The following is a 24,636-nucleotide window of genomic DNA, read 5'->3' as shown; positions in this document are numbered from 1 at the left end:
TCTATTTCAGCATGGCATGGATCTCATTGCAGAAGGAGGCAGCGTCCTCATTGGTGCGCATAATAAGGATGGCGGTATCGTCTCCCGCCAGGCTGCCCACCAGGCTGGAAATATCCATGCCGTCAATGGCGGCGCAGGCCGCAGAGGCCAGACCGGGCATGGTTTTCAAAACCACGATATTCTGAGCCACATCAAAGGAGGTAACACCCTCCTTGAAGATGGTACGCAGCCGTCCCGCGATATTCAGGGAGGCCTTCCGCTCCGAAACGGCGTAACGATAGGTCCCGTATCCGGTCAGTTCCTTAATGAGGTGGAGTTCCTTGATGTCCCGGGAAATGGTGGCCTGGGTGGACTGCACCCCCCTGGCCCGCAGCTCTGTCAGAAGCTGATCCTGGGTATCAATATCCTGCTCCGCAATGATCCGCAAAATCTCCTGCTGCCGTTTCGCTTTCATGGCTTACGCACCTCCCAATTTATGATTCAAAATCTCATAGAATGTCCGGCCGGTCACCCGAACCAGTCTGGTTTTGGATTTGGACATCTTGGTCTCCACCACATCGCCGCCATTGAGTTTGAAGGCTTTCCCTCCATCCACCGACAAAAAGGCGGTCTTGCGGGCCATCCGGCCCAGCTTGATGGACACCGTCCGCTCATGGCCCAGCACAAAGGACCGGGCAGACAGGGCGTGAGGACAGATGGGCGTAACGATGATGTTTTCCGCCGTGGGCTCCACGATAGGGCCGCCCGCCGACATGGAATATGCGGTAGATCCGGTGGGGGTACTAATGACCACACCGTCGGCAGACATCTTGGTAATGGTGGTCTTATCCCCCAGCACCTCCAGGTCCACCACCCGTGCCACCGCTCCCTTGGTGAGGGCGGCGTCGTTGAGGGCGATGTCAGAATAAATCACCTTGCCGTCCCGCCGCACCGTCACATCCAGCATCATGCGGTCCTCTACAGCATACTTTCCGGCGGGCAGCTTGGAGAGCATGGACAGTTCCCCCAGTTCCAGCTCCGCCATAAAGCCCACGCTGCCCAGGTTGACGCCCAGAATGGGCACATGGTGCTGGTTGGCGTCCTTGGCCGCATGGAGGATGGTACCGTCTCCGCCAAAACACACCAGGATATCCGCGTCCTTCAGCTCCTCCTCGGTCCGCTTGAACTGGATGTGCTTGGGAAATTCGATGTTTCCCCCCTCCACCGCAAAGGGCAGGCAGATGGCGGTCTCCACCCCGGCGGCTTTCAGAATCTTCTCCGCCGCCTGGGCGGCCTTCAATCCCCGGTCCCGATAGGGGTTGGGGCTCAACACTACTTTCATTGTCCGGCTCCTTCCAGGGCCGCGTGGGATGCCTCTACCAGGGCTGCCGGATCGCCGGTCCAGGAGGCTCCGCCTCCCCCGGCCAGCAGGTGTCCCAGGTACTCAATGTTGCCCTCGGGTCCTCTGATTGGTGAAAAGGTCATATCCTTTACAGTAAAATCCGCATCAGCGGCATTCTTGAGAAATTGCTGGATCACTTCCAGGTGGACGGCGGGGTCCCGCACCACGCCCTTCTTACCCACCTTTTCCCGGCCGGCCTCAAACTGAGGCTTCACCAGGCACACCGCCTGGCCGTCCGGCTTGAGCAGCCCCCGGAGGGCGGGCAGAATCAGCTTCAGAGAGATGAAGGACACGTCCACGCTGGCAAAGTCCAGCTCGTCGGGGATCTGCTCATGGGTCAGATAGCGGGCATTGGTGCGCTCCAGGCACACCACCCGCTCATCGCTGCGGAGGGACCAGGCCAGCTGACCGTAGCCCACATCCACGGCGTACACTTTGACCGCTCCATTTTGGAGCATACAGTCGGTAAAGCCGCCAGTGGAGGCGCCGATATCGCCGCACACCGCCCCGTCCAGGTGAATACCCTCAAAGGTTTTCATTGCCTTTTCCAGCTTCAGGCCGCCCCGGCTCACATAGGCCAGGGTCTGGCCCCGCACCTCTACAGGCGCATCCTCGGGGATCTGGGCTCCGGCCTTGTCCACCTTCTGCTCTTTTACATAGACCTGACCGCTCATAATGATGGCCTGGGCCCGCTGACGGCTCTCCGCCAGCCCCCGCTCCACCAACAGCACGTCCAGTCTTTTTTTAACAATTGCCATGTCCGCAGACCTCCAACGCCGTTTTATACAGGGATGCCCCATCCAGGCCGCACAGGGTTCTCAGTTGGGACACAGGCCCGTGGGTGACAAAGCCGGGCCCGGTGTTGACCATGGCCACCTTTGCAGCAACACCCCGCTCCAGCAGCTTTGCAGCCAGCCGCTGCCCCACACAGTTGCCTGGGGCAGCTTCCTCTGCCACCAGCAGCCGCCCGGTTTCCGCCGCCGAGGCTGCCACCGGCGCCCAGTCCAGGGGCGTGATGCTATTGAGCTTGAGTACCTGGGCCTGGATACCGTCGGCCTCCAGCCGCCGGGCACAGTCCAGCAGCGCATTGACTGTGATACCGTATCCTGTCAAGGTAATATCCTTGCCAGCACGCAGCACTGCGGTGCTGACCAATCCGGAATCCTCCTGATAGTCCCCCTGGCCACCCCGGGGATAGCGGACCGCCACCGGCCCCTTTACCTCATAGATGGCATATCGAAGCATCAACTCCAGCTCAGCATAGCTGGAGGGGCACAGCACTGTCATGCCGGGCACCGTATCCAGAAAGGCAGGGTCAAAGACACCGTGGTGGGTCTCACCGTCCTCTCCCACCAGCCCGGCCCGATCAATGGCAAAGACCACATGAAGGCCCTGAAGGGCCACATCATGGATCAGCATATCATAGGCCCGCTGAAGGAAGGAGGAATATACCGCAAAAACCGGGATCATGCCCTGCTTGGCCATACCGGCGGACATTGCCACCGCATGGCCTTCGGCAATGCCCACATCAAAGAACCGGTCCGGGAATCGGGCGGCAAAGGTGTTGAGTCCTGTTCCTCCCTGCATGGCGGCGGTAATGGCACACAGCCTGGGGTCCTCCTCCGCCATCTTGCAAAGGGTCTGTCCAAAGACAGCGGAGAAATTGGTACCGCCGCCCTTCAGCACCTCGCCGGTCTCCACGCAGAAGCGGCCCACACCATGGAATTGATCGGGGTTGCGCTCCGCTGGTGTGTAGCCCTTTCCCTTTACAGTTCTGACATGGAGCAGCACAGGGCCTTTCAGGTCCCGGGCATACTTGAGCAGCCGGGTCAGCCGCTTCACATCATGGCCGTCCACCGGCCCCAGGTAGGTAAAGCCCATATCCTCAAAGAGACTGCAAGGCAGCAGGGTCTCCTTGATGGCGGTCTTGACCTTATGGGTCACTTTGTAGATCCCACGCCCCAGAGCAGTTGCCCCCATCACCTTTCGGTAGCCCCGCTTGAAGCGGAGATACTGAGGCTTGAGCCGCTGGCGGGCCAGATGGTCGGCCACGCCGCCCACGCTCTTGGTGATGGACATCCCGTTGTCGTTGAGAATGACGATAAGGGGCTCCTTGCTGTCCCCTGCGTCAGACAGTCCCTCATAGGCCAGGCCGCCGGTGAGAGCGCCGTCACCAATCAGGGCCAACACACTGTAGTCTTTATGCTGTAAAGTTCTTACCCTTGCCATTCCAAGGGCCACCGACACCGAGTTAGAGGCATGACCTGCGATGAATGCGTCGGTGTCGCTCTCGGTGGGTTTGGGATAACCGGCCAGCCCTCCAAAGGAGCGCAGAGTCTCCATGGCGGCGTTGCGGCCGGTAAGGATCTTGTGGGCATAACACTGGTGGCCCACGTCAAACACCAGCCGGTCCCGGCCGGTATCAAATACGCGATGAATGGCAACGATCAGCTCTACCGCCCCCAGACTGGAGGCCAGATGGCCGCCGGTGCGGGAGACCACATCCAGGATGCGGGCCCGCAGCAGACCGCAGAGCGCAGATGCCTCACTGTCGGTCAGGGCGCTGAGATCGTTGGAACATTGCTCCAGACTAAGAATGGTAACACCTCCCGGTGAAGGATCAAATCAACAAATCAGTGGGGCTGTCAACTCCACTGCCAGGCGCCGAACAAGCCCACTGCAACGCCCAGCACGCCGCCCATCAGGACCTGGAAGGGCGTGTGGCCCAGCAGTTCCTTCAGTTCCTTGCCGAAGAGGGCCGGCTTCATTTCGGTCCAGTGGTCCATGATATAGTTGAGGATCTTGGCCTGTTCCCCCGCCGCCTTGCGGACGTTGGCGGCGTCATACATGACCACGATGGCCAGCACCGCCGCAATGCCGAACATGGGCGACCCCCAGCCATACATATAGCCCACCGACGAAGCGCAGGCGCATACGAAGGCGGAGTGGGAGCTGGGCATCCCGCCGCTGGCTACCAGATAGTGCCAGTCCAGCTTCTTTTTTGTGCAGAAGGTAATGATGATCTTCAACCCCTGGGCAATGGCCCAGGCCAGGATCGCCAGGTTGAGGATCAGATTGCCGGTGAAAAAGTTTACTACGTTTCCCATGATGCGCCTCACTTCTCACGGCTTGCCAGGGAGCGGGCCAGCCAGCACAGGCTGTCGCCCTCATCCCCAAAGATGGACAGGGCTTCCACGGCCTCCTCGGTCAGTTTCTCCACCAGATGGCGGCACTCCTCCAGCCCTTTCAGGGTCACGAAGGTGTTTTTCTCGCTCTTGGCGTCGGAGCCCACCGGCTTGCCCAGAGTGGCCTCGTCACCTACCACATCCAGGATGTCGTCCTGGATCTGGAAGGCAAGTCCGATCCGCTCCGCATAGCGGCACACGGCCTTCCGCTGCTCCTCACTGCCGCCGGCCAGCACACACCCCATCTCGGCGGCGGCACGGATAAGCGCCCCGGTCTTGAGACGCTGCAATTCCTCCACCTCGGTAAGGCCCATGGCGTGGCCCTCCCCCGCCATATCCAGTACCTGACCGCCCACCATGCCCTGGGCGCCGGCGGCCTGGGCCAGCACCCTGGCCGCCTCCAGCGTCCGCTCCGGCGGCAGGGTCACAGACGGGTCCAGCATCCACTCAAAGGCCGCGGTCAGCAGCGCATCTCCCGCCAGTACCGCGGTAGCCTCGCCATATACCTTGTGGTTGGTGGGCCGGCCCCGGCGCAGGTCGTCGTCGTCCATGCAGGGCAGATCGTCGTGGATCAGCGAATAAGTATGGATCATCTCAATGGCCCCGGCAAAAGGCAGCGCTTTCCCCGGATCGCCGCCGCACAACCGGCAGCTCTCCAGCAGCAGCACCGGCCGGATCCGCTTGCCGCCTGCCAGCAGACTGTAGTACATGGCGTCGTAGAGATCCCCACGGGGCGCCCGGCCCTGGAAGCAGTGGCGCAGCCATTCCTCCGCCTGAGCCCTGTGGCCGTCCAGTCTCTCCTGTTCCGTCATACCTGTCCCTCCTCAAACGGCTCCTCTGCCGGCTGACCATCCGGCCCTGCCAGCAGCTTGCGCACCTTCTGTTCGGCACTGTCCAGTTGGGCGGAACAGCCGCCCAGCAGCCGGGTCCCCTCCTCAAAGAGGGACAGAGACTCCTCCAATGGGGCGTCTCCCCGCTCCAGCCGCTTTACGATCTCCTCCAGCCGGCCCATAGCCTGCTCAAAGGTCAGTTTTTCTTCCGCCATGTCCTTAAGTCCTTTCCAAAAGCAGTCAAGTTAAACCACTTGACAGGATATCTCGCCATCGGCCACCCGCAGCTTCAAAGGGTCGCCGGGGGCCACATCGGCCACAGACCGGACCACACCGCCGTCCGCCTTTCGGGGAATGGCGTAGCCCCGGCCCAGTACCTTCAGGGGGCTGAGGGCATCCAGCTTGGAGGCCAGCTGTCCAAAGCGCTGCCGCTCCCGGTTGAGAGCGGCGTTCAGTCCTGCCGCCAGCTTCTCCCGCTGGTAGTCCAGCACCATCCGCTTGTCGTCCACATAGTTCATGGGGTCCTGGAGGGCCCGGCACCGGGCCGCCCGGTCCAGATCCTTCCGGGCAGACTCCAGCTTGCGGCCCATGGCCTGGGCCAACCGCCCCTCCATCTGCCGCAGCCACACCGCTACCTCGTTCTGGTCGGGCACTGCCAGTTCGGCGGCGTTGGAGGGGGTGGCCGCCCGCAGGTCAGCCACAAAGTCGGCAATGGTCACGTCAGGTTCATGCCCCACCGCAGAGATCACCGGAATGGCCGAGTGATAGATGGTGCGGGCCACGTTTTCATCATTGAAGGCCCACAGATCCTCCATAGACCCGCCGCCCCGGCCAGTGATGATAAGGTCGGCCACCTGATGCCGGTTGGCCCAGGCAATGGCGGCGCAGATCTCCCCGGGGGCCTCCGCCCCCTGGACCCGCACCGGCAGAAGAAAGACCTCCGCCATGGGCCACCGGGCCCCCAGGATACGCAGCATATCCCGCACTGCCGCGCCGGCGGAGGAGGTGATGAGAGCGATGCGCTTGGGGAATTTGGGGATGGGCTTTTTGTGGGAGGGATCAAAAAGTCCCTCCGCATACAGCTTCTGCTTGAGCTGTTCAAAGGCCAGATGCAGGTCCCCCACTCCCTCCGGGGTCAGGGAGGTGCAGTACAGCTGGTACTGTCCATCCCGGGGAAAAACCGCCACCCGGCCGAAGGCGATGACCTTCATGCCGTTTTCCGGCCGGAACCGGAGGGACATGGCCTCCCGCTTGAACATGACGCAGCGGATGGCCCCCTCCCCGTCCTTCAGGGAAAAATAATGGTGGCCCGAGGGATAGGCCTTGTAGTTGGAGATCTCTCCCCGGACATACAGAGCCGTCAGCTCCCGGTCCCGGTCCAGCAGGGATTTGATATACTGGTTGACCTGAGAAACCGTGTAGATATGGCTCATGTCAACTCGCCTGCCTTTACAGCCCGCCAGGTGAGAATGGCGGTACCCATGGCGTTGTCGGTGGAGAACCGTGGCTGGGCAAACACCGCTCCCAGAGGCTCCATCACCTGCCGCAGCAGGGAGTTGGAAGCCACGCCGCCGGAGCACAGCACCGGCAGGCCGGGATACTGCTTCAGGGCGGCCAGGGTGGTGCGTCGCACCACGTCGGCCACCGTCAGCAGAGCAAAGCGGGCGATATCTGCCTTCTCCGCCCCCTGCTCCGCCATAGCCTTCACCTTATTCTCCATACCGGAGAGTGAAAACGTAAAGTCATTTAGCTTCACAGTAAATTTCTTGGCCTGCCCCGCCTGAGCCAGCTGGTCCACTGCCTTGCCCGCCGGGAATGGCAGGCCCAGCAGCACGCCGGTGCGGTCAATGAGCTGTCCGGCGGAGATGTCGCTGGTGCCACCCAGCAGAGTGGCTTTCACATTGACTCCCTCCGGCTCCACATGGAGCAGTTCGGTGGTGCCGCCGGACAGGTGCCAGGCCAGCATAGGCCTGTCCAGCAGATCCATCCGGCCCGCCGACCAGGCGGCGGCGGCAATATGGCCCTGCTGGTGAGAACAGGCAAAGAAAGGTACGTTCAACGCGGCGGCCAGGGTACGGCCTTGGCTCTCCCCCGCCAGGAAGCAGGGCATATAGGACCCTTCCACCGCCCGGGGGCGGGTGGAAGCACCCACGGCAACGATGCCGTCCAGCCAGCCGCCCTCTCTCAGCTGGGCAAAGCGGTCAGGCAGGGCCTTGACGTGCTGGAACAGGGCGTCGCTCTGCCGCAGGCCCAGCTCGCCGGGGCGCACCTCCAGCAGGCGTCCGGCGTTCTCGCCCCCCTCGCCGTCAAAGACGGCGGCGGAAGTGGTGTAGTTGCTGGTGTCGATGCCCAGAGTACGCATCAGCCCTCCGCCTCCGGCTGCTCCTTCAGGCCTACCGGGTCAGGGATGTGCTCCCCCCGGACGAAAGAGCCCAGAATACCGTTGACGAAGGAGACCACCTCGGGTTCCTCATAGTGCTTCACCAGCTCCAGGGCCTCGTTGATGGCGGCGGCATTGGGGATGTCCTGCATATACAGGATCTCATACATCGCCACACGCATAATGGCCACGGCCACCCGGTTCATACGGGAAAACTTCCAGCCGATGGCGTATTTGGAGATATACTCGTCCAGCTCGGGGGCGTGGTCGTATACGCCCTCCACCAGACGGGTAATATAGGCCCGTTGGGTTTCGTTGGGGAATTCGGCATACAGGGGTTCCTCCTCCCCAATGAGTGCGAAGGTCTTGCGGTTGAGGGCCTCGTCCAGCAGCTCCCGGGCGGTCTGCCCGGTGAAGCCCAGTTCAAAGGTCAGGTGGACGGCGATCTCTCGGGCGGCGGTTCTGGTCATGATGGGTTCCTCCATTCCGGCATGATAAGCCGGTGATATTCACAGTTATTATGATTATACATCAACTGTATGCAAAAAGGAAAGAGATATTTCAAAATTAGGCTCCAGATTCCAGCCCCTTTTCCTGGGTCAGACCGGCCAAAACACACAAAAGGGCCTGTTGCTTGCTCTGCAACAGGCCCTTGGTCTGGCTTGATTTACTTGTGTTCCTTTTCAAATACGATGCCGGCCACATGGACATTGACGTGTTCCACGGTCAGGCCACTGGTATTTTCAATGGCGTTAAAGACGGCGCTCTGCACCTCTTTGGCCACGTCAACGATGGTATAGCCGTATTTGACCAGCAGGGACACGTCTACCCGGACGCTCTCCCCCACCATAGTAATGCGGATGCCCTTGGACAGATTCTTCTTTGCGCCCAGCAGCTCCGCGATATCGCTGCTCAGATTGGTGGACAGACTGCCCACGCCCTCCACTTCCGTGGCGGCGGCCGCCGCGATCACAGCCAGCACATCCTCGGAGATATGGATGTTACCCAGTTCGTCAGGCCGGGAGATATATTCCTTTCCATCGCCCATACCGGTCACGCTCCTTTTGTGTACTATGGGACCATTTTACCACAAATCAGAAAAAATACAACTGATTTTTGGCGGGGACCCTGAGGCTCAGGGCTGGGCTTCGATGATGGTGATGGCGCTGGCCTCCAGGCCGGTCTCTTCGGTGACGATCTCGGTGATGCGGGCCACATCGGCGTCGGTGAGCCCCTCCTCGGTGGCGGACACCACCACGCTGACGCTGCCGTCGCTGATGAAGGCCACGCAGTCGGCGTATCCCTTGGCGGTGACCAGATTTTCGATCTGGGCCTCGGACACGGTGTAGTCAGCCAGAGTCTGGATGGCCTGGCCGGTCTCCGCCTTCATGGTCTCGGTGGCGTTGGTGTCGGCGGCGGCCTCCTGGAGGATGGACAGGGCGCTGTCCCGGGCCTGCTGGCGGTTGAGCCGGGCGGTGTCAAAGTAGCCGCTGTTCTTGTCCGCGGCGGTGGGCGCCGGCGAGGCGGAGGAGTCCGCCGAGGGGGCGGGGCTTGCTTTGAGCAGCGGATCGGCGCTCTGCATGGACACCAGCTCCGCCTCACCAAGGGTCTTGCCCGCTTCCTCGCTCTGCCCTTTCTGATAGGACCAGTTGAGGTACACCGCGCCGCACACAAAGAGCACCACTGCGGCCACCACCGCGTTTCGTTTCCATACGTTCATACTGTTACTGCCTCACTTTCCTTTTGATACTGCGATCTGATTGGCCCCCAGCCCGGTGAGGGCGGATACCGCCTCCACCACCTTCAGGCGTACTGCGGGGTCGTCCCCGCCGGAGCATACCACAAGCGCCCCCTGATATTGGGGCGAAAGCTGTTGGAGGATCACCGGTTCCTCATAGCCGGAGCCCTTGGAGAGCACCACCGTGGACTGGGAGGACTCGCTTCCCTCCTCCCGCACCGAGTTCTGGGTATCCTGGGCCAGTACCTGGCCCGGTCCGGACCGCAGAGTGAGCACCACCTCTGCCTGCCCTACCCCGTCCATCTGAGACAGGGCCTCCTCCAGCCGTCCCTCCAGCTCCTCCGTTCCAAATTCCACCTCCTGGACACTCTGCTGCCGGGTCTGGGTGGTCTCCCCACTTCCGCTCAGGGCGGGCAAAGCCATCATGATCACTCCCACCGCCACCACCAGCAGCGCGTATTTATACCGCTGGAACAGCTCCATGAGCCGCCCCTTGTACAGGGCCAGCCCGTTGCCCTTTTCCGGTTGATGCCGGTTCATTCCGCTCCCCCGCTTTCGTAATACTGCCGGTCTGCCGGGATGGCAAAGTCGGCCTCAATCTGCTCGGTGAGGGCCTCCCGCTCCTCCCGGGACAGCTCCCCGGTGATGGTGACCACCTTTGGGATGGGGTATTCCGCCGCCTCGTCGGCCTCCACCTGCACCGTGCAGGTGATGCCCAACGCTGCCGCCTTGTCCTGAATATATGCGGCGGACTGGGCTTCTATGATGTCCATCATCAGGGTTTTATTCTCCTCCTCCAGCGCCTGAGCAGAGTATTCCGCGTCCAGGCGGTATTCCGTCATGGCCCGGGTAAGGGCCGAACCGTCCAGGCTTATCAAGGGCTTTACCACTGCCAGCAGCAGAAGCAGCCCACCCGCCAGCCGGGCCGCCCGTTTGGGCCCCCCTGCCGGGGACAGGCCCTCCGCCAGGGCCAGGATCATGGCGGCGCAGGTCACCCCCATCAGCCATTTTCCCAAAAATTCTACCATGGTCTCACCCCCCTGCCAGCGACACGGCGGAGATCATGGAGATGAGCAGCAGCAGGGCGCAGGCCCCGGTCATCCCCAGGATCAGTCCAAAGGCCCCGCCGATCTGGTCGATGAGGGCGGCCACCCGGCTGCCCGACAGGGCGGCGCTGAGCGCGGAGGACACCTTATAGGTCAGATAGTGGAAACCCAACTGGAGGAAAGGCACCAGGCAGATGCCGATGACCACCAGCATACCGAACACACCCACCGTATTTTTCAGCACTCCCGCCCCTGCCAGCACGGTCTCCGCCGCATCGGACAGGATGCCGCCTACCACCGGCACCATGCTGGACATGGTGAACTTGGCAGCCTTCACTGTCAGGGCGTCGGTGGTGCCCGCGATGACCCCGCTGATAGTGAGATAGGTGACAAAGAGAATGAGGGTACCGGTGAGCACCGTGGTCACCGCCCACTTGAGGGTAGCCGCCATCCGCTTGAGGCCATCGTTGCCCACCGCAGCCCAGGCCACACAGGCCGCGATGTAAGTATAAACCAGGGGCAACAGCACCCGATTGATCAGGGTAATGAGCAGGTCGGAAAAGAGCATGGTGGCCAGCTGCCGGGCCACCGCCCCGCTCGGGGACCCGGCGGCGGAGGCCGCCGCCGTCACCGCCGGCAGCAGCAGCTTGGAGAAGCTGTCCATGTGCTCGATGGCCTCCCGACCCATGCCGATAAGGGAGTTGGCGTCGGCCGTCGCAATGGCGGTCACTGCCAGGGCTCCTACCAGAGCCACCCCGTTTACCGGGCCCTGGCCCGCCCCCATGCCCTCGGCAAGAGAGCAGAAGAGCACCACCGCCAGCAGTAAGGCCCCGCTGCGCAAAGCCTTGCGGATCACGCCCCCCAGCTCCGCGCTGCCGGTGTCCAGGATCTGATCGATGCTGCCGTCCAGGTCCAGCCCGGCGGACAGATCGGCATCGGGCATCCACTCCGCACCGGCGTTCTCCAGCTCCTCCAGGTCCAGGGTGGCAGACTGGGCGTCCATCACGCTCTGACTGGCCCAGGCCGTCCCCGTCAGCACCGTCAGCAGTACCACCAGCACCGACAAACGCCGTATCATGGTCCTTCCCTCCTCTTTTGTACCAACTTCTCACAGCAGCTGGGCCACCGTGTCCAGTACCGCCCGCAGCAGGGGCAGTGCGGTGCACAGGGCCATGGCGGAGCCGGCCGTCTCGGTAACAGCGGCAATGCCTCCCTCCCCCGCGTCCTTGCACACCTGGGCGGCAATGTGGGTGAGGATGGCAATGCCCACCGTTTTGATGACGGGGGCCACCACCGCAGGGGACAGCCCCGCCATATCCTGCAGCTCCTCCGCCATGGCCACTACGTCCTCCACTGCCCCCAGGGCAAGACCCAGCACCACAGCGGCGGCGGCAATGGAGAGCACCAGAGCCAGCTGCCGGGCGGTGCCCTTCACCATCACGGCACACAGGGCACCCAGGACGGCCACCGTCCCCACCTTCAGCATGGTCTCCATGGCTACAGACCGAACAGGTCCTTGACCAGATCAAACAGCCCGCTGATCTGCTGGACCACCATCATAAGCACCACCACCAGCCCCGCCAGGGTGGTCATGGTGGCCTGCTCGTCCCGGCCTGACCGTGAGAGCACCTGATTGAGCACCGACACCAGAATTCCGATGGCGGCGATTTTAAAGATCAGATCCACATCCATGTCTTTAACTCCTTCACAGCAGCAGGATGACCAACAGCCCGCCGCAGGTCAAACCCAGCACCTGATACATCCTGCCCCGCTTTTCCCCGTCCTCCCGGGCAAGTTCCGCCTCCCGGGTCAATTCCGCTCCTGCCCGGGCCAGAGCAGAGCGCAGGCCGGACTCCTCAAACCGGCCCAGTACCTCCCCCAGCTCGTCCAGAATCCCGGCGGCCCGGCCCTCCAGATCCAACGGAGTGTCCTCCAGAGCCTGCCGCCAGATCTCCGCCAGGGAACGTTCCCCCAGTTCCTCCATGCCCTTCCGGCAGTTGGCGAACAGCTCCCCAACCGGCGACGGATAATCGGCGGCCAACTCCTCCATTAGCTGGGGCATGGGCGTAAGGCGGAAGGAGATCTCCCGATCCATCTGCTCCAGCGCCCCGGCCAGCTGCCGCAGCACCATGGCCCGCCGCTTCAGCCGCCGGTGAGCGTCAAAGCCCAGAAAAGCCCCGCCTCCTACCGTCAGCAGGGCGCCCATCAGCCGGATCACAGCTGGTACACCTGACAACTCCGCCCCTCCGGCCCCCGGGTGAGCACCGCCAGCTTCTGAAAGCAGCGATTTTCCAGCAGAGGCCGGTACAGAGGCCGGGTCTTCAGGTCCTCCAGGTCGGCGGCGTGGGCGGTACAGAGAAGGCGCACGCCGCAGTTGGCTGCCAGCAGCAGGGCAGCGCAGTCCTGGGGCGCGGTGATCTCGTCGGCGGCCAGCACCTGGGGATTCATCCCCCGCAGCAGCATCATCAGGCCATCCGCCTTGGGGCATCCATCCATTACATCGGTCTGCCGCCCCACGTCAAACTGGGGCAGACCGTTGTACATGGCCGCCAGTTCCCCCCGCTCATCGGCCACCCCTACCCGCAGGGGTGGGCGGCCTTCTCCGTCGGACAGCTGGCGGATCAGTTCCCGAAGCAGGGTGGTTTTGCCGCCCCCCGGCGGAGATAAGATAAGGGTGCTCTGAAAGCGATTCCCCTCCCATAGCCTGTCCGCCACAGAGGCGGCGGCTCCCGGCACCTGCCGGGCAATACGGATGGCCAACGAGGACAGCTGCCGCAGGTTGAACACCGCCCCTTCCTTTACCACCGCGCTGCCGCAGATACCGATGCGGTGTCCTCCCGGTACGGTAAAAAAGCCGCTTCGCATCCGCTCCATGGCAGTGTGAGCGGATGCGCGGGTGGCGATCTCCACCACCAGGCTCAGATCCGCCGGGCTCACCGGCTCACCACCGGACAGGGGCCGCTCCCCCGTGGGGCACACCACAGTCATGGGCCTGCCCGCCCGCAGCCGCAGCTCTTCCGCCACGGCCTGAGTGGCCTTGTCCACCCCCTCCGCCTGCCGCCGCAGGTGGAGCGGCAGTAGGGCCGCCGCCTGTAAATACCGCGTTACATCCCCTTGTTCCCGCATAGCGTCACATCCTTCTTTGGTGTCTGCAACATACCTATGAGGGCCCGTCCCCCTTTATGACCACAAAAAAGCGCCTGCCGCAAACGCGGCAGGCGCTAAAGCAAAACGTACTTATTTCTTCTTTTCTTCCATCACCAGAACCTCTTTCAGGTCGGTCCGTGCCTTCAGGGCGGAGATCATCTCCGCCTTGTCCTCGGCGGTTGCGCCCGCGGGGAGCGCATACTCCTCGATCTTGGCAAAATCCTGCTCCAGGCGCTTTTTCTGGCTGGCCAGCCACTTTCCGCCCTGTCCCTCAGGGTAGACCAGAGCCACCAGCCTGGGATGGGCCTTCATCTGGTTGACCCACAGCTTGGCCGGGTCATGCTTGCGGAAGGCCAGCAGGTAAATCAGCGCCACGATGGCGACGGCGGCAGTGGCGAAGCCGAACACCTGGGACACCCGGATGGAGGTGTTGAAGAAGTACAGGCTGTCGGTACGCAGGCCTTCAATAAAGCCCCGGCCCACCCCGTACCAGGCGAAATAGCACAGGAAGTTCTGGCCGTCGAATTTCCGCCACTTCTTGGCAATGATGATGAGCAGCACCAGCCCCACCAGGTTCCACAGGGACTCGTAGAGGAAGGTGGGATGGACCTCCACATATTGCAGAGATCCGTTCACATACTCGTAGATACCCATGCGCCAGGGCAGATCGGTAGGACCGCCGTAGGCCTCGATGTTGACAAAGTTGCCCCACCGGCCTACCAGCTGGCCGATGAGCATTCCGTAGGCGCCCAGGTCGGCAAAGGCCAGGAATTTGATCTTCCGCACCTTGCAGAACACCAGCAGGGTAATGACCGCGGCAATGACGCCGCCGTAGATGGCCAGGCCGCCGTCCCAGATGCTTACCATGGCCCCAAAGTCCAGGGAGCCGTCCGGTCTGCGGTACAGATCCAGGTAGAAAATGATGTAGTACAGCCGGGCCCCGATGATGGACAGGGGCACGGCAAAAAAGAGCATATCGATGATATCGTCCTGGCGGATACCGAACTGAGGCGCCTTCCGGGAGCAATACACCACCGCCAGCAGGAAGCCGGCGGCGATGATCATGCCGTACCAGTGGACGGGCCATCCAAAGACCCGGAAGGCAATGGGGTTCATGGTCAGCTCCAGCCCCAGGCCGGGAAAGGATACGGTACCCATTACGCCTCACCCTCCCCCGGGCGCACCACGGCCAGACCGCACCGCTCAGCGGTCACCCAGCTGTGGATGCAGTCCTCCACGCAGGCCTGGTCGATGGAGTCGAAAATCTCCGGGAACTTGAAGTAGTCCACCCCGGTAAAGTGGGACTGGGCCATGGAGATGCAGGTAAACTCAAAGGAGTTGAGGCCCCGGACCTTGGCGCCGTAGACCCCCTTCTTCAGCCGCTGGAACAGGCCGGGGTCAATGCCTTCCCGAGCCAGACGCTCCCCTTCGGCCAGCACCGCGTCCCGCACCTTCTTGGGGTCCCGGCTCTCGCCGCCGGCCACCATCATGGCGCAGCCGGGATAGAGCTCAAAGCCGTAGCTGAAATTCTTGTTGATGAGCCCCTGGCTGTACAGCTTGGCGTACAGGGGTGTGGAGTTGCCCAGCAGAGCCTCGCAGGCCAGCTCGCCCGCCAGCTCCCGACGCATCCACTCTTCGCCCTTCTGGGCGGGATCGCACTTGAAGCCCAGCATGAAGATGGGGGTGGACACCTCCATGGTCAGTTCCTTTTCGGAGGCCGCGGCGTTGGGGGCCTCCTCCCCGCCGTAGTCCCGCTCCATCTGGCCCAGAGAATCCTTGGGCAGGATCTCCTTGGCAATGGCGCACACCTGCTCCGGGTCCACGTCGCCCGCCACGGTGAGCACCATGTTAGCCGGGTTATAGAAGGCCTTGTGGCAGGCATAGAGGGTACCGGCGGTAATGTGGGAGATGGACTCCTGGGTACCGGCAATGGGCACCCGGATGGGATGGTGATCGTACAGGCACTCCATCAGGGCGTAGAACACCTGGTTCTCCGGGTCGTCCTCCACCATGCGGATCTCCTGACCGATGATGCCCTGCTCCTTGTCCACGCTCTCCTGGGTAAAGTAAGGGATGGACACAAAGGAGAGCAGGATCTTCAGGTTGTCGAAGAACTTCTCGGTGCTCTCAAAGTAATAGCCGGTGATGGCAGAGCTTGTGAATGCGTTGGGAGAGGCTCCGTTGGCCGCCAGATCCTGGAGGGCGTTGCCGTCCTCGGTATCAAACATTTTGTGTTCCAGGAAGTGGGCCACCCCCGCCGGGGTATCCTTCCACCGGCCGTCCTGGAAAAAGCGCATATCCATGCCGCCGTAGTTGGTGGCAAAGAAAGCGTAGCTCTTCTGGAAGTCCCGGCGGCGGTCCACATAGATGTGGAGTCCGTTCTCCAGAATCTCATGAAATACGGTCTCCCCCAGACGGGGGTACTGCTTGCTTACCATAGAATCACTCCCTGCCTTTCAGGAAATATACGGTGTCCAGGGTCAGATCCTGGGCAGCCTCCACCACCTGGTCCCGTGTAACGGCCTCCACCCGGGCGGCCATGTCGTCGGGGCCGTCGGTGAGACCGGCTGCGGACTGGCCCAGCCAGTAGTCCTCCAGCCGGGCCTGGGTGTCCAGGGTGGTGCGCAGGGTGCTCACCACCGACCGGCGGGCCCACTCCAGCTCATCGTCGGAGAAGTCCCCGGTCTGGCACTTGTAGAGCTGGGAGAGGATCTCGGCCTCCGCCTGGCCCACCTTGTCAAACTCCACGCCGGAGGAGACCAGCATCACGTCCTTGTATTTCATCAGGCCGGAGCTGGCGTAGTAGCACAGGCTCAGCTTCTCCCGCACGTTCATAAACAGCTTGGAGGTAGTGGTGCCGCCATAGATGGCGTTGACCAGGGTGAGGGCCGGATAGTTCTGGTCCCAGGCGTCGCAGTTGGTACGGAAGCCCATGGCCAGCTTGCCCTGGGTCACATCCAGGGATTCCTCTACCCGTTTGGCCTGCTTGGGCGCCTTTCCCTTGGCGGGGCGGACCAGACCGGCCCGCTCCCCCTCCGGCAGCACCGCCAGCAGAGGCCCGAAGGCCGCCTGTACCCGCTGGGCGTCCGCCGAGCCGCAGTAGTAGAGTTCCACCCGGGCCTCCTTCAGCAGGGCCTGATAGCCCGCCCAAAGCGACTGGGGAGTGATGGCCTCCACCGCCTCCAGGCCGCCCAGCTTATCCACGCCGAAGCTCTCCCCGGCGCACATCTCGGCCACCACCCGGATCTGGGCGTACTGCCGCTTATCATTGACCTGGGCCTTGATGCGGTCGGCCAGATTGGCCTTCTCCTGGCCGGTATAGTCGGGGCAGAAGGCCCCGTCCTGGGTATAGGGGGCGCCGATCAGCTCCGCCAGCAGGGCGGCGGCCGGCTCCAGCACCTGCTCCTTGTTCAGGGTGTAGGCGTCATCCAGAAAGCTGCCCACAAAGCCCACGCACTGGGTCTCGCCCTTCTTCCGCACCATGGGCTCCAGAGAACCGCCGTACAGCTCGTCCAGGGCAGCAGACAGAGATTCCATATCAGGATGAGCCGCCGTTCCCCGGCGGAGCACCATGGGAACCAGGGCATTGAGAGAGGCCTTTTCCGCCGTCAGCGGGGTGAGAAACTGGGCCCCCAATACGCTGGATTTGAATTTTTTGGTCTGTACCGCCGTCAGCCAGACGCCGGGCTGCAATTCGATCCTTGTGACCTTCATGTGCTAAGAACCGTCCTTTCTTGTTTACCTCCATAGCCTGCCCCATTGGACAGGCTCTATCCATCTACAGCCTGCTGCGGTCCCGCAGCCAGCTGGGCAAAGAGCGCATTTTGATGCTGGAAACCACGCCCATGGCGGCATACATGGTGACGATGGAGGAGCCGCCATAGCTGATAAAGGGCAGGGTCAGGCCTACCACCGGGAATACATAGAGGCACATCCCCACATTGACGCCCACCTGAGCCAGCAGCATACCGGCGTAGCCCATGGCAATAAAGGCGCTCTGGGGAGAGCAGGCCCGGCGGGCCACCCACACACACCGCAGGATGATGGCTGCCAGCAAAATCAGCAGCAGCAGACAGCCGATCAGGCCAAACTCCTCGCCGCAGACGGCGAAGATCTCGTCGGTCTCCCGGGCGGGCAGAGACTGCTTGTACTGACTCTGGGTCTGGATACCCTGGAGGTAACCCATGCCGGTGAGGCCGCCGCTGCCGATGGCCAGGATGCTGCGGCTCTGCTGCCACCCTTTTCCCTGGGTCTGCTCCCAAATGGTATCGGGGTTGCCCAAAATGTGGTCGATGACCACGGTGAACCGCTTCATATAATACATATCCTTGACGTGGGGCCAAATCAGCACCACGCCCACCACGCATACCACTACGGCCAGCAGAAACCAGCGCTTCTTGACCCCGGCGCACCAGGCCATAATGACAAAAATGATCAGATAAGTCAGGCCCATGCCGAAGTCGCCGGAGGTCACCGCCACCACCCCGAACATAAACAGGGTGTGCCCCGCGATCTGGAACACCGAGGAGGGCTTGCTGATGCCCTTGTCCCGCAGCCGGCTCATCTGCCAGGCCAGCAGCAGCACAAAGGTCAGCTTGGCCAGCTCGGCGGGCTGAAGGTTGACGGGAAACCCAGGAATGTGAAGCCAGCTGCGGTTGCCGTTGACCTCCACACCCAGAGGGGTGCGGACCAGCGCGTTGATGACCACGTTAAAGAGCAGCAGCCACTTCCAGGATTTATCCACGAACAGCTCGATGTCCACCGAGGACATGAGCATATAGATCACAACACCCATAACAATCGCCACGGCCTGCACGATCATGCAGCGCATGGCGTCCGCCTCGCCCAGGTAGCGGGTGGCGCTGAAGATGAGCACCAGACCATACCCACTGGCCAGCAGGCACAGGGTCAGCAGCAGCCGGTCGCCCTGCTGCCAGAAGGAACGAAAGGAATCTCTCAGCCAGGACACCGGCTCGCCTCCTTACCTATTTCGTCCGCGGGTTCGGACGTACGTCAAATTAGTTTACCATCTTTTTTGCGTTTGGTAAACAGGTGTGTTATAATCTTGTCAGAATCTTCACATTTTGAAGAGGTGCTATATGGAAATTATAACCAACTCCCCTGCTGAGACCGAGGCCGCAGCCGCTGCTCTGGCCGCCCGGCTGAATCCGGGGAGCATCATCGCCTTTACCGGCGATCTGGGGGCGGGCAAGACCGCCTTTACCCGAGGTCTTGCCCGCGGCCTGGGGGTGGAGGAGCGGGTGACCAGCCCCACCTTTACCATTGTCAATGAGTACGAGGGCGGGCGTCTGCCCCTGTTCCACTTTGATATGTACCGGCTGGGCTCTTCAGACGAGCTCTTCGACATTGGCTGGGAGGACTACCTGAACCGGGGCGGCGTGTGTGCTGTGGAGTGGAGCGAAAACATCGCCGACGCGCTGGAGGAGGACACCATCCGGGTGGACATCCGCCGGGGCGAGCACGACGACCAGCGCATCATCACCATTACGGGAGGTCCCCAACCATGAAAATACTGGCTCTGGAATCCTCCGCCACCGCCTGCTCGGCGGCGCTGTGCGAGGATGAAAAGCTCATTGCCCAATCCTATCAGAACAACGGCCTGACCCATTCGGTCACCCTGATGCCCATGACCACTTCCCTGCTCTCCGGGTGCGGCCTTACTCTGGAGGATGTGGACGTCATCGCCGTAGCGGCGGGCCCCGGCTCCTTTACCGGCCTGCGCATCGGCGTAGCCGCCGCCAAGGGCCTGGCCTGGCCAGGCAGCAAGCCCTGCGCCGCCTGCTCCACCCTGGAATCCATGGCCTGGAACCTGGCCCACACCGGGCTGGAGATCTGCGCCGTCATGGACGCCCGGCGGCATCAGGTGTACAACGCCCGCTTTGCCAGTAACGGTGAAACGCTGGAGCGCCTGACTCCCGACCGTGCCATTTCCCTGGAGGAGCTGGGGGCGGAATTAAAAAACAGCGGAAAAACGCAATTACTGGTTGGAGACGGCGCGGTTTTATGCTATACTACCCTCAAAGGGCTGGGGCTGGACGTCCGCCTGGCGCCCCCCCATCTGCAATTCCAGAGCGCGTGGGGCGTGGCCCGGTGCGGTCTGGAGCTTGCCCGACAGGGCCTGCTGACCGATGCGGCGGGTCTGGCACCCAACTATCACCGGCTCTCCCAGGCTGAACGGGAGCGGCTGGCAAAAGAACAAAACAAAGGGGAATAGCGCCATGGATATGGAAAAAGTACACATTCTCGATCACCCTCTCCTGCAGCACAAGCTGTCTATCCTCCGGGATGAGACCACCGGCGTCAAGGACTTCCGTCAGGTCGTCTCTGAGATCGCCACCCTCATGTGCTATGAGGCCACCCGCGACCTGCCCATGGAGGAGGTAGAGATCAAGACCCCCATCACCACCGGCAAGTTCAAGACCATCGCCGGCAAGAAGCTGGCCATCGTTCCCGTTCTGCGGGCCGGCCTGGGTATGGTGGACGGCATCCTGACCCTGATCCCCTCCGCCAAGGTGGGCCACATCGGTCTGTACCGTGACCCTGATACTCTGGAGCCTGTGGAGTATTACTGCAAGATGCCCAACGACATCGCCGAGCGCGAGGTCATCATCCTGGATCCCATGCTGGCCACCGGCGGCTCCGCCTCCGCTGCCATCCAGTTCATCAAGAACTACGAGGTCAAGCACATTAAGCTGATGAACATCATCGCCGCCCCCGAGGGAATCGAGCGGGTCCATCACGATCATCCCGACGTGGACATCTACTGCGCCGCTCTGGATGAGAAGTTGAACGAGCACGGCTATATCGTTCCCGGTCTGGGCGATGCCGGCGACCGCATCTTCGGCACCAAGTAAATTATATTGCAAAAAGGTCCTCTTCCCCACTGGGAAGAGGACCTTTTTTATTATTCTTTCATCTGCACCAGCCGCCACCGCAGGCCGGAATACCGCCGCTGCTGGCGATCGTTGGCGGTCATGGTGGCCACCACTTCCTCATCCCCCACCAGGATGAGCAGTTCCCGGGCCCGGGTGATGGCGGTGTACAGCACTCCCCGGGTGAGCAGCATGGGGGCCCCCTCGCTCACCGCCAGGATCACCGCCCGGTACTCGCTGCCCTGGGCCTTGTGTATGGTAATGGCATAGGCGGGCTCCAGCTCCACCAGCATATCCTGGGTGTACTCCACCACCCTGCCCTCAAAATCCACGGTGAGGGTGCCTTCCCGGTTGTCCACCCGGGTAATGGTGCCGATATCTCCGTTAAAAATGCCCATACCGCTGTCGGAACCGTCGTGCCAGATCACATCGTAGTTGTTGCGTACCTGCATGACCCGATCGCCCTGTCGGAACACATACTCCCCGAACCGCTTCTCCGGCTTGTCGGCCGTGGGGGGATTCACCGCCTCCTGAATGGCCCGGTTGAGGGAGGCAGTGCCGGTGACCCGCTTGCGGGTGGGTGACAGCACCTGGATCTGGTCGGCGGGAATGCCCATATTGTTGGGCAGCCGGGTCTGGATCAGCTCCACGATGGTCTCGGCGGCCCGGGCCGGGTCCTTCCGGCGCAGGAAGAAAAAGTCGTGCTCCCGGTCCTTCAGGTCGGGCAGCTGGCCCCGGTTGACCCTGTGGGCGTTGCGGACGATGGCGCTCTCGGCGGCCTGCCGGAAAATCTCGGTGAGCCGCACCATGGGGATAGCGCCGCTGCGGATGAGATCGGAAAACAGGTTGCCGGGGCCCACGCTGGGCAGCTGATCCGGGTCCCCCACCAGGATCAGGCGGCAGTCGTCCCGCAGGGCGGCCAGCAACCCCTGCATCAGCACAATGTCCACCATGGAAGTCTCGTCCACGATGACGGCGTCCGCCTTCAGGGGATCGCTCTCGTCGTGGGCAAAGATCAGCTTGCCGGAGCGGGGGTCGTACTGGGTCTCCAGCAGCCGGTGGATGGTGTATCCTTCCGCCCTGCACAGCTCTCCCAGCCGCTTGGCGGCCCGGCCGGTGGGGGCAGCCAGGGCAGTCTCCAGCCCCAGTTGGTCAAAGAGGGCCAGCACACCCCGCAGAGAGGTGGTCTTGCCGGTACCGGGACCGCCGGTGAGGAGCATCACCTGGCTTGTAGCCGCCAGGGCCACCGCCTCCCGCTGCTGGGGGGCGTACACGATGCCCTGGCCGTCCTGGATACGGTCGATGAGTTCATCCAGGCCGTGGGGGGCGGTGAGCTCACCCCGGGACATCTCTGTGAGCCGCCAGGCCACATACTGCTCGGCCTCGCACAGGGCCTGGAGGTAGACAGCCTCCTCCCCTGCCACCGGCTCCTGGATCACCTCGCCCCGCTCCAGCAGGGTCTCCAGGGCGTCCTCCAGGCTCTCCCCCTCCACGCCGATGAGCTGGCCGGTGGCCATCAGCAGCTTGCGCCGGGGCAGGAAGGCGTGGCCGTTGTCCAGATTGTAGGTCAGCTCAAACAGGAGAGCCGCCTCGATGCGCTGGGGATCGTCCCCCTCCATGCCCATGGACAGGGCCAGGGCGTCGGCGGTGGAGAAGTCCACCCCCAACTCCTCGTCCACCATCAGATAGGGGTTGCCCCGGATGACCTCCAGAGCCCGGTCTCCGTACCGGCGGTACAGGGGCATGGCCAGCTGGAGGGGCACCTCATGCTCCCCCAGAAAGGCCAGCAGCCGCCGCATCCCCATCTGGAGCCGGAAGTGTTCCCCGATGGTCAGAGCCTTCTTGCGGGTGATACCCTTGATGCGGGTAAGCTGCTCCGGGTGCTCCTCCAGCACGGTAAGGGCGTCCTCCCCGAACTCCTCGATCATCCGCCGTGCGGTGGCGGCGCCGATGCCCCGCACCGCACCTGAGGACAGGTAGTCGAAGATGGCCTTGGCCCCGGCGGGCAGACGCCGCTCCACTGTCTCAGCCTTGAACTGCTCGCCGTAGGAGGCGTGGCGGGTCCAACTGCCCTGGACCGAGATACTCTCTCCAGGGGCCACCCCCGGCATACAGCCCACCACTGTGACCAGAGCACCATCCCCGACGTCAAGACGAAGCACCGTGTAGCCGTTCTCCTCATTCTGGTAGATGACAGCCGACACGGTGCCCTGCATATAATCCTGTGACTCCTCCTGCATGGCTGCCCCTCCTTGTGTCGCTTGGAGAATATGATACCATCCGCAGGCGGATTTGTCGAATGCTATTTCTCTGTGATGTACTCGCTCAGCCGCCCGGCAGGACAGACCACCACGCCAGTGGCGCCGGTGAGCAGGGCGGCAGCCACCGCCTTTCCCGCCGGGTCCAGTCCGCCGTCGGCGATCACGATGGTAAACCCCTTTTTCTGCCGTCCCCGCAGCCACAGCAGCCGCTTTACGTCCTGCTCCAGATGAGCGCCCTCCCCCGCCGCCGGGACTACGGCGTAGACCGGGCCGTCCCCTTCCGCCGGAGCAAGCAGCCATCCAAACAGCACCCAGCCCAGGGCCAGAAGGCCGATGGCCGCCAGCAGGGCCAATACAGCCTGTAAGATTCCGTCCAAACCCTTCACCTCCGCCCCATCCTATGCACGGGGCGGAAGAAGGGACTCAGCTCCCTACGGTGGAGACCACAATGCCGGTGGCAAAGGTCATGATCAGCCCGGCGGTGACCACACCCAGGAAAATGGAGGGCAGCGCTTTCCGCAAAGGCATATCCAGGAAGGCGGCCGCCAGGGCGCCGGTCCAGGCGCCGGTGCCCGGCAGGGGGATAGCCACAAATATCCACAGACCGATATATTTATATTTGGTCACCTTCTGCCCCTTCAGGTGGGCCTTTTTTTCCAGCTTGTCCACCAGGGAATTGAGCTTGGGGGATTTCCGGCGCATCCATAGAAAAATCCGCCGGATATAAACGATAATAAAGGGGATGGGGATCATATTGCCAATAATCGAGGCCACCAGCGCCTGTCCCGGAGGCAGGCCCAGAGCGGTACCGAAGGGCACGCCGCCCCGCAGCTCAATGATAGGCACCATGGACACCAGCATGGTAAAAAACATTTCGCCCAGATTGGTGGACGTCAGCCATTGCAGCAATTCCAAAAGAGAACACCTCGCTTGCGTCAGTTTCTGTATTGTATCATATTGGCGGGAAAAAGAACAATTAAAATTTCCTAAAGACATCTTTTCTTTGGACGGCGCAAGCCCTTGTCCAGTTCCTTCATCAGTGGTATAATATTTTGACTATTTTGAGAAGAGAGGTTTTTCACATGACCTACAAAGAAGAATTTATCACCTTCATGGTGCGCTCCGGCGTGCTCACCTTCGGCGACTTCACCACCAAGTCCGGCCGTAAGACCCCCTACTTCATCAACACCGGCAACTACAAGACCGGCGCTCAGGCCGCCAAGCTGGGCGACTATTACGCCGCCTGCATCCAGGAGAACCTGCCCGAGGGCGTGACCTGCCTGTTTGGCCCCGCCTACAAGGGCATCCCTCTGGCTGTCACCGCCGCTGCCTCCCTGTACCGCAACTATGAGCGGGACCTGCCCTACTGCTTCAACCGTAAGGAAGCCAAGGACCATGGCGAGGGCGGCGACCTGGTGGGCTACAAGCCTCAGGACGGAGACGACGTGGTCATCGTGGAGGACGTGGTTACCGCCGGTACCGCCGTGCGTGAGACCATTGAGCTCTTCAAGCACGTGGCCAACGTGAACATGAAGGCCCTCATCGTGTCCGTGGACCGCATGGAGCGTGGCACCAAGGACTGCTCTACCCTGGACGAGCTGCGGGAGGACTACGGCATCGCCGTCTACCCCATCGTCACCGTCAAGGAGATCATTTCCTTCCTCCACAATAAGGAGATCGACGGCAAGGTCTACATTGACGACGAGATGAAGAGCAAAATGGAAGCCTATCTGGCTCAGTACGGCGCCAAGGCCTAAACATATAAAGGAGGAGTC

General features: G+C 62.2%; 30 protein-coding genes. 4 read left to right on the top strand and 26 right to left on the bottom strand.

Annotated elements, in window-relative coordinates:
• Window position 1: 1 nt before the first annotated feature.
• The 23 genes from B5F94_RS07245 to B5F94_RS07135 form a co-directional block, all read right to left on the bottom strand.
• Window positions 2–454 (bottom strand): arginine repressor, encoded by a 453-nt coding sequence (locus B5F94_RS07245; protein ID WP_087188051.1) that lies wholly within the window; start codon window positions 452–454, stop codon window positions 2–4.
• A 3-nt stretch (window positions 455–457) separates the two neighbouring features.
• Window positions 458–1,321: an NAD(+)/NADH kinase gene (locus tag B5F94_RS07240; protein ID WP_087329026.1), complete on the bottom strand. Its 864-nt coding sequence runs from the start codon at window positions 1,319–1,321 to the stop codon at window positions 458–460.
• On the bottom strand, window positions 1,318–2,139 hold the full coding sequence (locus B5F94_RS07235) for a TlyA family RNA methyltransferase (RefSeq protein WP_087266448.1): 822 nt from the start codon (window positions 2,137–2,139) through the stop codon (window positions 1,318–1,320). Before B5F94_RS07235 ends, B5F94_RS07240 begins: the two co-directional genes overlap by 4 nt.
• Window positions 2,126–3,970: a 1-deoxy-D-xylulose-5-phosphate synthase gene (gene dxs, locus B5F94_RS07230; RefSeq protein ID WP_087329024.1), complete on the bottom strand. Its 1,845-nt coding sequence runs from the start codon at window positions 3,968–3,970 to the stop codon at window positions 2,126–2,128. The genes B5F94_RS07235 and dxs overlap by 14 nt, the downstream gene beginning before the upstream one ends.
• A gap of 56 nt (window positions 3,971–4,026) precedes the next feature.
• Window positions 4,027–4,488, bottom strand: coding sequence for a divergent PAP2 family protein (locus B5F94_RS07225; protein ID WP_087329022.1), 462 nt, complete (start codon window positions 4,486–4,488; stop codon window positions 4,027–4,029).
• 8 nt (window positions 4,489–4,496) lie between these two features.
• The gene (locus B5F94_RS07220) at window positions 4,497–5,378 is read right to left on the bottom strand and encodes a polyprenyl synthetase family protein (protein WP_087329020.1); all 882 of its coding nucleotides are present in this window, start codon (window positions 5,376–5,378) and stop codon (window positions 4,497–4,499) included.
• The gene (gene xseB / locus B5F94_RS07215; RefSeq protein ID WP_087329018.1) at window positions 5,375–5,611 is read right to left on the bottom strand and encodes an exodeoxyribonuclease VII small subunit; all 237 of its coding nucleotides are present in this window, start codon (window positions 5,609–5,611) and stop codon (window positions 5,375–5,377) included. The genes B5F94_RS07220 and xseB overlap by 4 nt, the downstream gene beginning before the upstream one ends.
• A 30-nt stretch (window positions 5,612–5,641) precedes the next feature.
• On the bottom strand, window positions 5,642–6,829 hold the full coding sequence (gene xseA, locus B5F94_RS07210) for an exodeoxyribonuclease VII large subunit (protein WP_087329016.1): 1,188 nt from the start codon (window positions 6,827–6,829) through the stop codon (window positions 5,642–5,644).
• Window positions 6,826–7,758 (bottom strand): DNA-binding protein, encoded by a 933-nt coding sequence (locus B5F94_RS07205; protein WP_087329014.1) that lies wholly within the window; start codon window positions 7,756–7,758, stop codon window positions 6,826–6,828. Before B5F94_RS07205 ends, xseA begins: the two co-directional genes overlap by 4 nt.
• A complete protein-coding gene (nusB, locus tag B5F94_RS07200) occupies window positions 7,758–8,246 on the bottom strand; it encodes a transcription antitermination factor NusB (RefSeq protein WP_087329012.1) in 489 nt (162 codons plus the stop codon). Before nusB ends, B5F94_RS07205 begins: the two co-directional genes overlap by 1 nt.
• 197 nt (window positions 8,247–8,443) lie before the next feature.
• Entirely contained in the window at window positions 8,444–8,824 is a 381-nt protein-coding gene (locus B5F94_RS07195; RefSeq protein WP_087188041.1) for an Asp23/Gls24 family envelope stress response protein, read from the bottom strand.
• Window positions 8,825–8,911: 87 nt separating this feature from the next.
• A complete protein-coding gene (locus tag B5F94_RS07190; protein WP_087329010.1) occupies window positions 8,912–9,496 on the bottom strand; it encodes a SpoIIIAH-like family protein in 585 nt (194 codons plus the stop codon).
• Window positions 9,497–9,508: 12 nt separating this feature from the next.
• Window positions 9,509–10,054, bottom strand: coding sequence for a stage III sporulation protein AG (locus B5F94_RS07185; protein ID WP_087329008.1), 546 nt, complete (start codon window positions 10,052–10,054; stop codon window positions 9,509–9,511).
• A complete protein-coding gene (locus B5F94_RS07180; protein ID WP_087266461.1) occupies window positions 10,051–10,542 on the bottom strand; it encodes a stage III sporulation protein AF in 492 nt (163 codons plus the stop codon). The genes B5F94_RS07185 and B5F94_RS07180 overlap by 4 nt, the downstream gene beginning before the upstream one ends.
• Before the next feature lie 4 nt (window positions 10,543–10,546).
• On the bottom strand, window positions 10,547–11,638 hold the full coding sequence (locus B5F94_RS07175) for a stage III sporulation protein AE (RefSeq protein WP_087329006.1): 1,092 nt from the start codon (window positions 11,636–11,638) through the stop codon (window positions 10,547–10,549).
• A gap of 30 nt (window positions 11,639–11,668) precedes the next feature.
• Window positions 11,669–12,055: a SpoIIIAC/SpoIIIAD family protein gene (locus tag B5F94_RS07170; protein ID WP_087329004.1), complete on the bottom strand. Its 387-nt coding sequence runs from the start codon at window positions 12,053–12,055 to the stop codon at window positions 11,669–11,671.
• A gap of 2 nt (window positions 12,056–12,057) precedes the next feature.
• The gene (spoIIIAC, locus tag B5F94_RS07165) at window positions 12,058–12,252 is read right to left on the bottom strand and encodes a stage III sporulation protein AC (protein WP_087188035.1); all 195 of its coding nucleotides are present in this window, start codon (window positions 12,250–12,252) and stop codon (window positions 12,058–12,060) included.
• A gap of 13 nt (window positions 12,253–12,265) precedes the next feature.
• A complete protein-coding gene (locus B5F94_RS07160; protein WP_242965620.1) occupies window positions 12,266–12,796 on the bottom strand; it encodes a stage III sporulation protein AB in 531 nt (176 codons plus the stop codon).
• Entirely contained in the window at window positions 12,775–13,686 is a 912-nt protein-coding gene (locus tag B5F94_RS07155; protein WP_087329000.1) for a stage III sporulation protein AB, read from the bottom strand. The genes B5F94_RS07160 and B5F94_RS07155 overlap by 22 nt, the downstream gene beginning before the upstream one ends.
• Before the next feature lie 111 nt (window positions 13,687–13,797).
• Complete coding sequence (gene lgt / locus B5F94_RS07150; protein ID WP_087328998.1) at window positions 13,798–14,865, bottom strand: prolipoprotein diacylglyceryl transferase; 1,068 nt, start codon at window positions 14,863–14,865, stop codon at window positions 13,798–13,800.
• Window positions 14,865–16,145 (bottom strand): EF-P 5-aminopentanol modification-associated protein YfmH, encoded by a 1,281-nt coding sequence (locus B5F94_RS07145; protein ID WP_087328997.1) that lies wholly within the window; start codon window positions 16,143–16,145, stop codon window positions 14,865–14,867. The genes lgt and B5F94_RS07145 overlap by 1 nt, the downstream gene beginning before the upstream one ends.
• 4 nt (window positions 16,146–16,149) lie before the next feature.
• Window positions 16,150–17,421, bottom strand: a complete 1,272-nt coding sequence (locus B5F94_RS07140) for an EF-P 5-aminopentanol modification-associated protein YfmF (RefSeq protein WP_087328995.1) — start codon at window positions 17,419–17,421, stop codon at window positions 16,150–16,152.
• A 64-nt stretch (window positions 17,422–17,485) separates the two neighbouring features.
• A complete protein-coding gene (locus tag B5F94_RS07135) occupies window positions 17,486–18,676 on the bottom strand; it encodes an FtsW/RodA/SpoVE family cell cycle protein (RefSeq protein WP_087328993.1) in 1,191 nt (396 codons plus the stop codon).
• 130 nt (window positions 18,677–18,806) lie between these two features.
• Between B5F94_RS07135 and tsaE the strand changes: the two genes are divergently transcribed.
• Genes tsaE through upp form a run of 3 tightly spaced genes read left to right on the top strand, consistent with a single transcriptional unit; the run spans window position 18,807 to window position 20,582 of the window.
• Window positions 18,807–19,235 carry a tRNA (adenosine(37)-N6)-threonylcarbamoyltransferase complex ATPase subunit type 1 TsaE gene (gene tsaE / locus B5F94_RS07130; RefSeq protein WP_087328991.1) on the top strand — a complete coding sequence of 143 codons (429 nt, stop codon included), beginning with the start codon at window positions 18,807–18,809 and terminating at the stop codon, window positions 19,233–19,235.
• A complete protein-coding gene (gene tsaB / locus B5F94_RS07125; RefSeq protein ID WP_087328989.1) occupies window positions 19,232–19,942 on the top strand; it encodes a tRNA (adenosine(37)-N6)-threonylcarbamoyltransferase complex dimerization subunit type 1 TsaB in 711 nt (236 codons plus the stop codon). Before tsaE ends, tsaB begins: the two co-directional genes overlap by 4 nt.
• Before the next feature lie 10 nt (window positions 19,943–19,952).
• The gene (gene upp / locus B5F94_RS07120; RefSeq protein WP_087329068.1) at window positions 19,953–20,582 is read left to right on the top strand and encodes a uracil phosphoribosyltransferase; all 630 of its coding nucleotides are present in this window, start codon (window positions 19,953–19,955) and stop codon (window positions 20,580–20,582) included.
• Window positions 20,583–20,632: 50 nt separating this feature from the next.
• On the opposite strand, the gene B5F94_RS07115 is transcribed toward upp, so the two are convergent.
• From B5F94_RS07115 to B5F94_RS07105, 3 genes are all read right to left on the bottom strand, one after another.
• Window positions 20,633–22,840, bottom strand: a complete 2,208-nt coding sequence (locus B5F94_RS07115) for an SF1B family DNA helicase RecD2 (protein WP_087328987.1) — start codon at window positions 22,838–22,840, stop codon at window positions 20,633–20,635.
• Window positions 22,841–22,902: 62 nt separating this feature from the next.
• Complete coding sequence (locus tag B5F94_RS07110; protein WP_087328985.1) at window positions 22,903–23,238, bottom strand: hypothetical protein; 336 nt, start codon at window positions 23,236–23,238, stop codon at window positions 22,903–22,905.
• A gap of 46 nt (window positions 23,239–23,284) precedes the next feature.
• On the bottom strand, window positions 23,285–23,776 hold the full coding sequence (locus B5F94_RS07105; RefSeq protein WP_343212801.1) for a COG2426 family protein: 492 nt from the start codon (window positions 23,774–23,776) through the stop codon (window positions 23,285–23,287).
• A 167-nt stretch (window positions 23,777–23,943) separates the two neighbouring features.
• Here B5F94_RS07105 and pyrE point away from each other — a divergent pair, with 167 nt between their 5' ends.
• The gene (gene pyrE / locus B5F94_RS07100) at window positions 23,944–24,618 is read left to right on the top strand and encodes an orotate phosphoribosyltransferase (protein WP_087328982.1); all 675 of its coding nucleotides are present in this window, start codon (window positions 23,944–23,946) and stop codon (window positions 24,616–24,618) included.
• Window positions 24,619–24,636 lie beyond the last annotated feature (18 nt).

It is taken from the genome of Flavonifractor sp. An4 (assembly GCF_002161755.1).
Taxonomy (GTDB): domain Bacteria; phylum Bacillota; class Clostridia; order Oscillospirales; family Oscillospiraceae; genus Flavonifractor; species Flavonifractor avicola.
This window is presented reverse-complemented; position numbering and strand designations above follow the sequence as displayed.

Bases quoted from the DNA above. Each gene is read 5' to 3' on its own strand.
- B5F94_RS07225 (WP_087329022.1), bottom strand. From the start codon at position 4,488: ATGGGAAACGTAGTAAACTTTTTCACCGGCAATCTGATCCTCAACCTG.
- B5F94_RS07220 (WP_087329020.1), bottom strand. From the start codon at position 5,378: ATGACGGAACAGGAGAGACTGGACGGCCACAGGGCTCAGGCGGAGGAA.
- B5F94_RS07145 (WP_087328997.1), bottom strand. From the start codon at position 16,145: ATGGTAAGCAAGCAGTACCCCCGTCTGGGGGAGACCGTATTTCATGAG.
- B5F94_RS07155 (WP_087329000.1), bottom strand. From the start codon at position 13,686: ATGCGGGAACAAGGGGATGTAACGCGGTATTTACAGGCGGCGGCCCTA.
- B5F94_RS07195 (WP_087188041.1), bottom strand. From the start codon at position 8,824: ATGGGCGATGGAAAGGAATATATCTCCCGGCCTGACGAACTGGGTAAC.
- pyrE (WP_087328982.1), top strand. From the start codon at position 23,944: ATGACCTACAAAGAAGAATTTATCACCTTCATGGTGCGCTCCGGCGTG.
- xseA (WP_087329016.1), bottom strand. From the start codon at position 6,829: ATGAGCCATATCTACACGGTTTCTCAGGTCAACCAGTATATCAAATCC.
- B5F94_RS07235 (WP_087266448.1), bottom strand. From the start codon at position 2,139: ATGGCAATTGTTAAAAAAAGACTGGACGTGCTGTTGGTGGAGCGGGGG.
- tsaB (WP_087328989.1), top strand. From the start codon at position 19,232: ATGAAAATACTGGCTCTGGAATCCTCCGCCACCGCCTGCTCGGCGGCG.
- B5F94_RS07185 (WP_087329008.1), bottom strand. From the start codon at position 10,054: ATGAACCGGCATCAACCGGAAAAGGGCAACGGGCTGGCCCTGTACAAG.
- upp (WP_087329068.1), top strand. From the start codon at position 19,953: ATGGAAAAAGTACACATTCTCGATCACCCTCTCCTGCAGCACAAGCTG.
- nusB (WP_087329012.1), bottom strand. From the start codon at position 8,246: ATGACCAGAACCGCCGCCCGAGAGATCGCCGTCCACCTGACCTTTGAA.
- lgt (WP_087328998.1), bottom strand. From the start codon at position 14,865: ATGGGTACCGTATCCTTTCCCGGCCTGGGGCTGGAGCTGACCATGAAC.
- B5F94_RS07245 (WP_087188051.1), bottom strand. From the start codon at position 454: ATGAAAGCGAAACGGCAGCAGGAGATTTTGCGGATCATTGCGGAGCAG.
- spoIIIAC (WP_087188035.1), bottom strand. From the start codon at position 12,252: ATGGATGTGGATCTGATCTTTAAAATCGCCGCCATCGGAATTCTGGTG.
- B5F94_RS07115 (WP_087328987.1), bottom strand. From the start codon at position 22,840: ATGCAGGAGGAGTCACAGGATTATATGCAGGGCACCGTGTCGGCTGTC.
- B5F94_RS07190 (WP_087329010.1), bottom strand. From the start codon at position 9,496: ATGAACGTATGGAAACGAAACGCGGTGGTGGCCGCAGTGGTGCTCTTT.
- B5F94_RS07175 (WP_087329006.1), bottom strand. From the start codon at position 11,638: ATGATACGGCGTTTGTCGGTGCTGGTGGTACTGCTGACGGTGCTGACG.
- B5F94_RS07205 (WP_087329014.1), bottom strand. From the start codon at position 7,758: ATGCGTACTCTGGGCATCGACACCAGCAACTACACCACTTCCGCCGCC.
- B5F94_RS07170 (WP_087329004.1), bottom strand. From the start codon at position 12,055: ATGGAGACCATGCTGAAGGTGGGGACGGTGGCCGTCCTGGGTGCCCTG.
- tsaE (WP_087328991.1), top strand. From the start codon at position 18,807: ATGGAAATTATAACCAACTCCCCTGCTGAGACCGAGGCCGCAGCCGCT.
- B5F94_RS07240 (WP_087329026.1), bottom strand. From the start codon at position 1,321: ATGAAAGTAGTGTTGAGCCCCAACCCCTATCGGGACCGGGGATTGAAG.
- B5F94_RS07140 (WP_087328995.1), bottom strand. From the start codon at position 17,421: ATGAAGGTCACAAGGATCGAATTGCAGCCCGGCGTCTGGCTGACGGCG.
- B5F94_RS07180 (WP_087266461.1), bottom strand. From the start codon at position 10,542: ATGGTAGAATTTTTGGGAAAATGGCTGATGGGGGTGACCTGCGCCGCC.
- xseB (WP_087329018.1), bottom strand. From the start codon at position 5,611: ATGGCGGAAGAAAAACTGACCTTTGAGCAGGCTATGGGCCGGCTGGAG.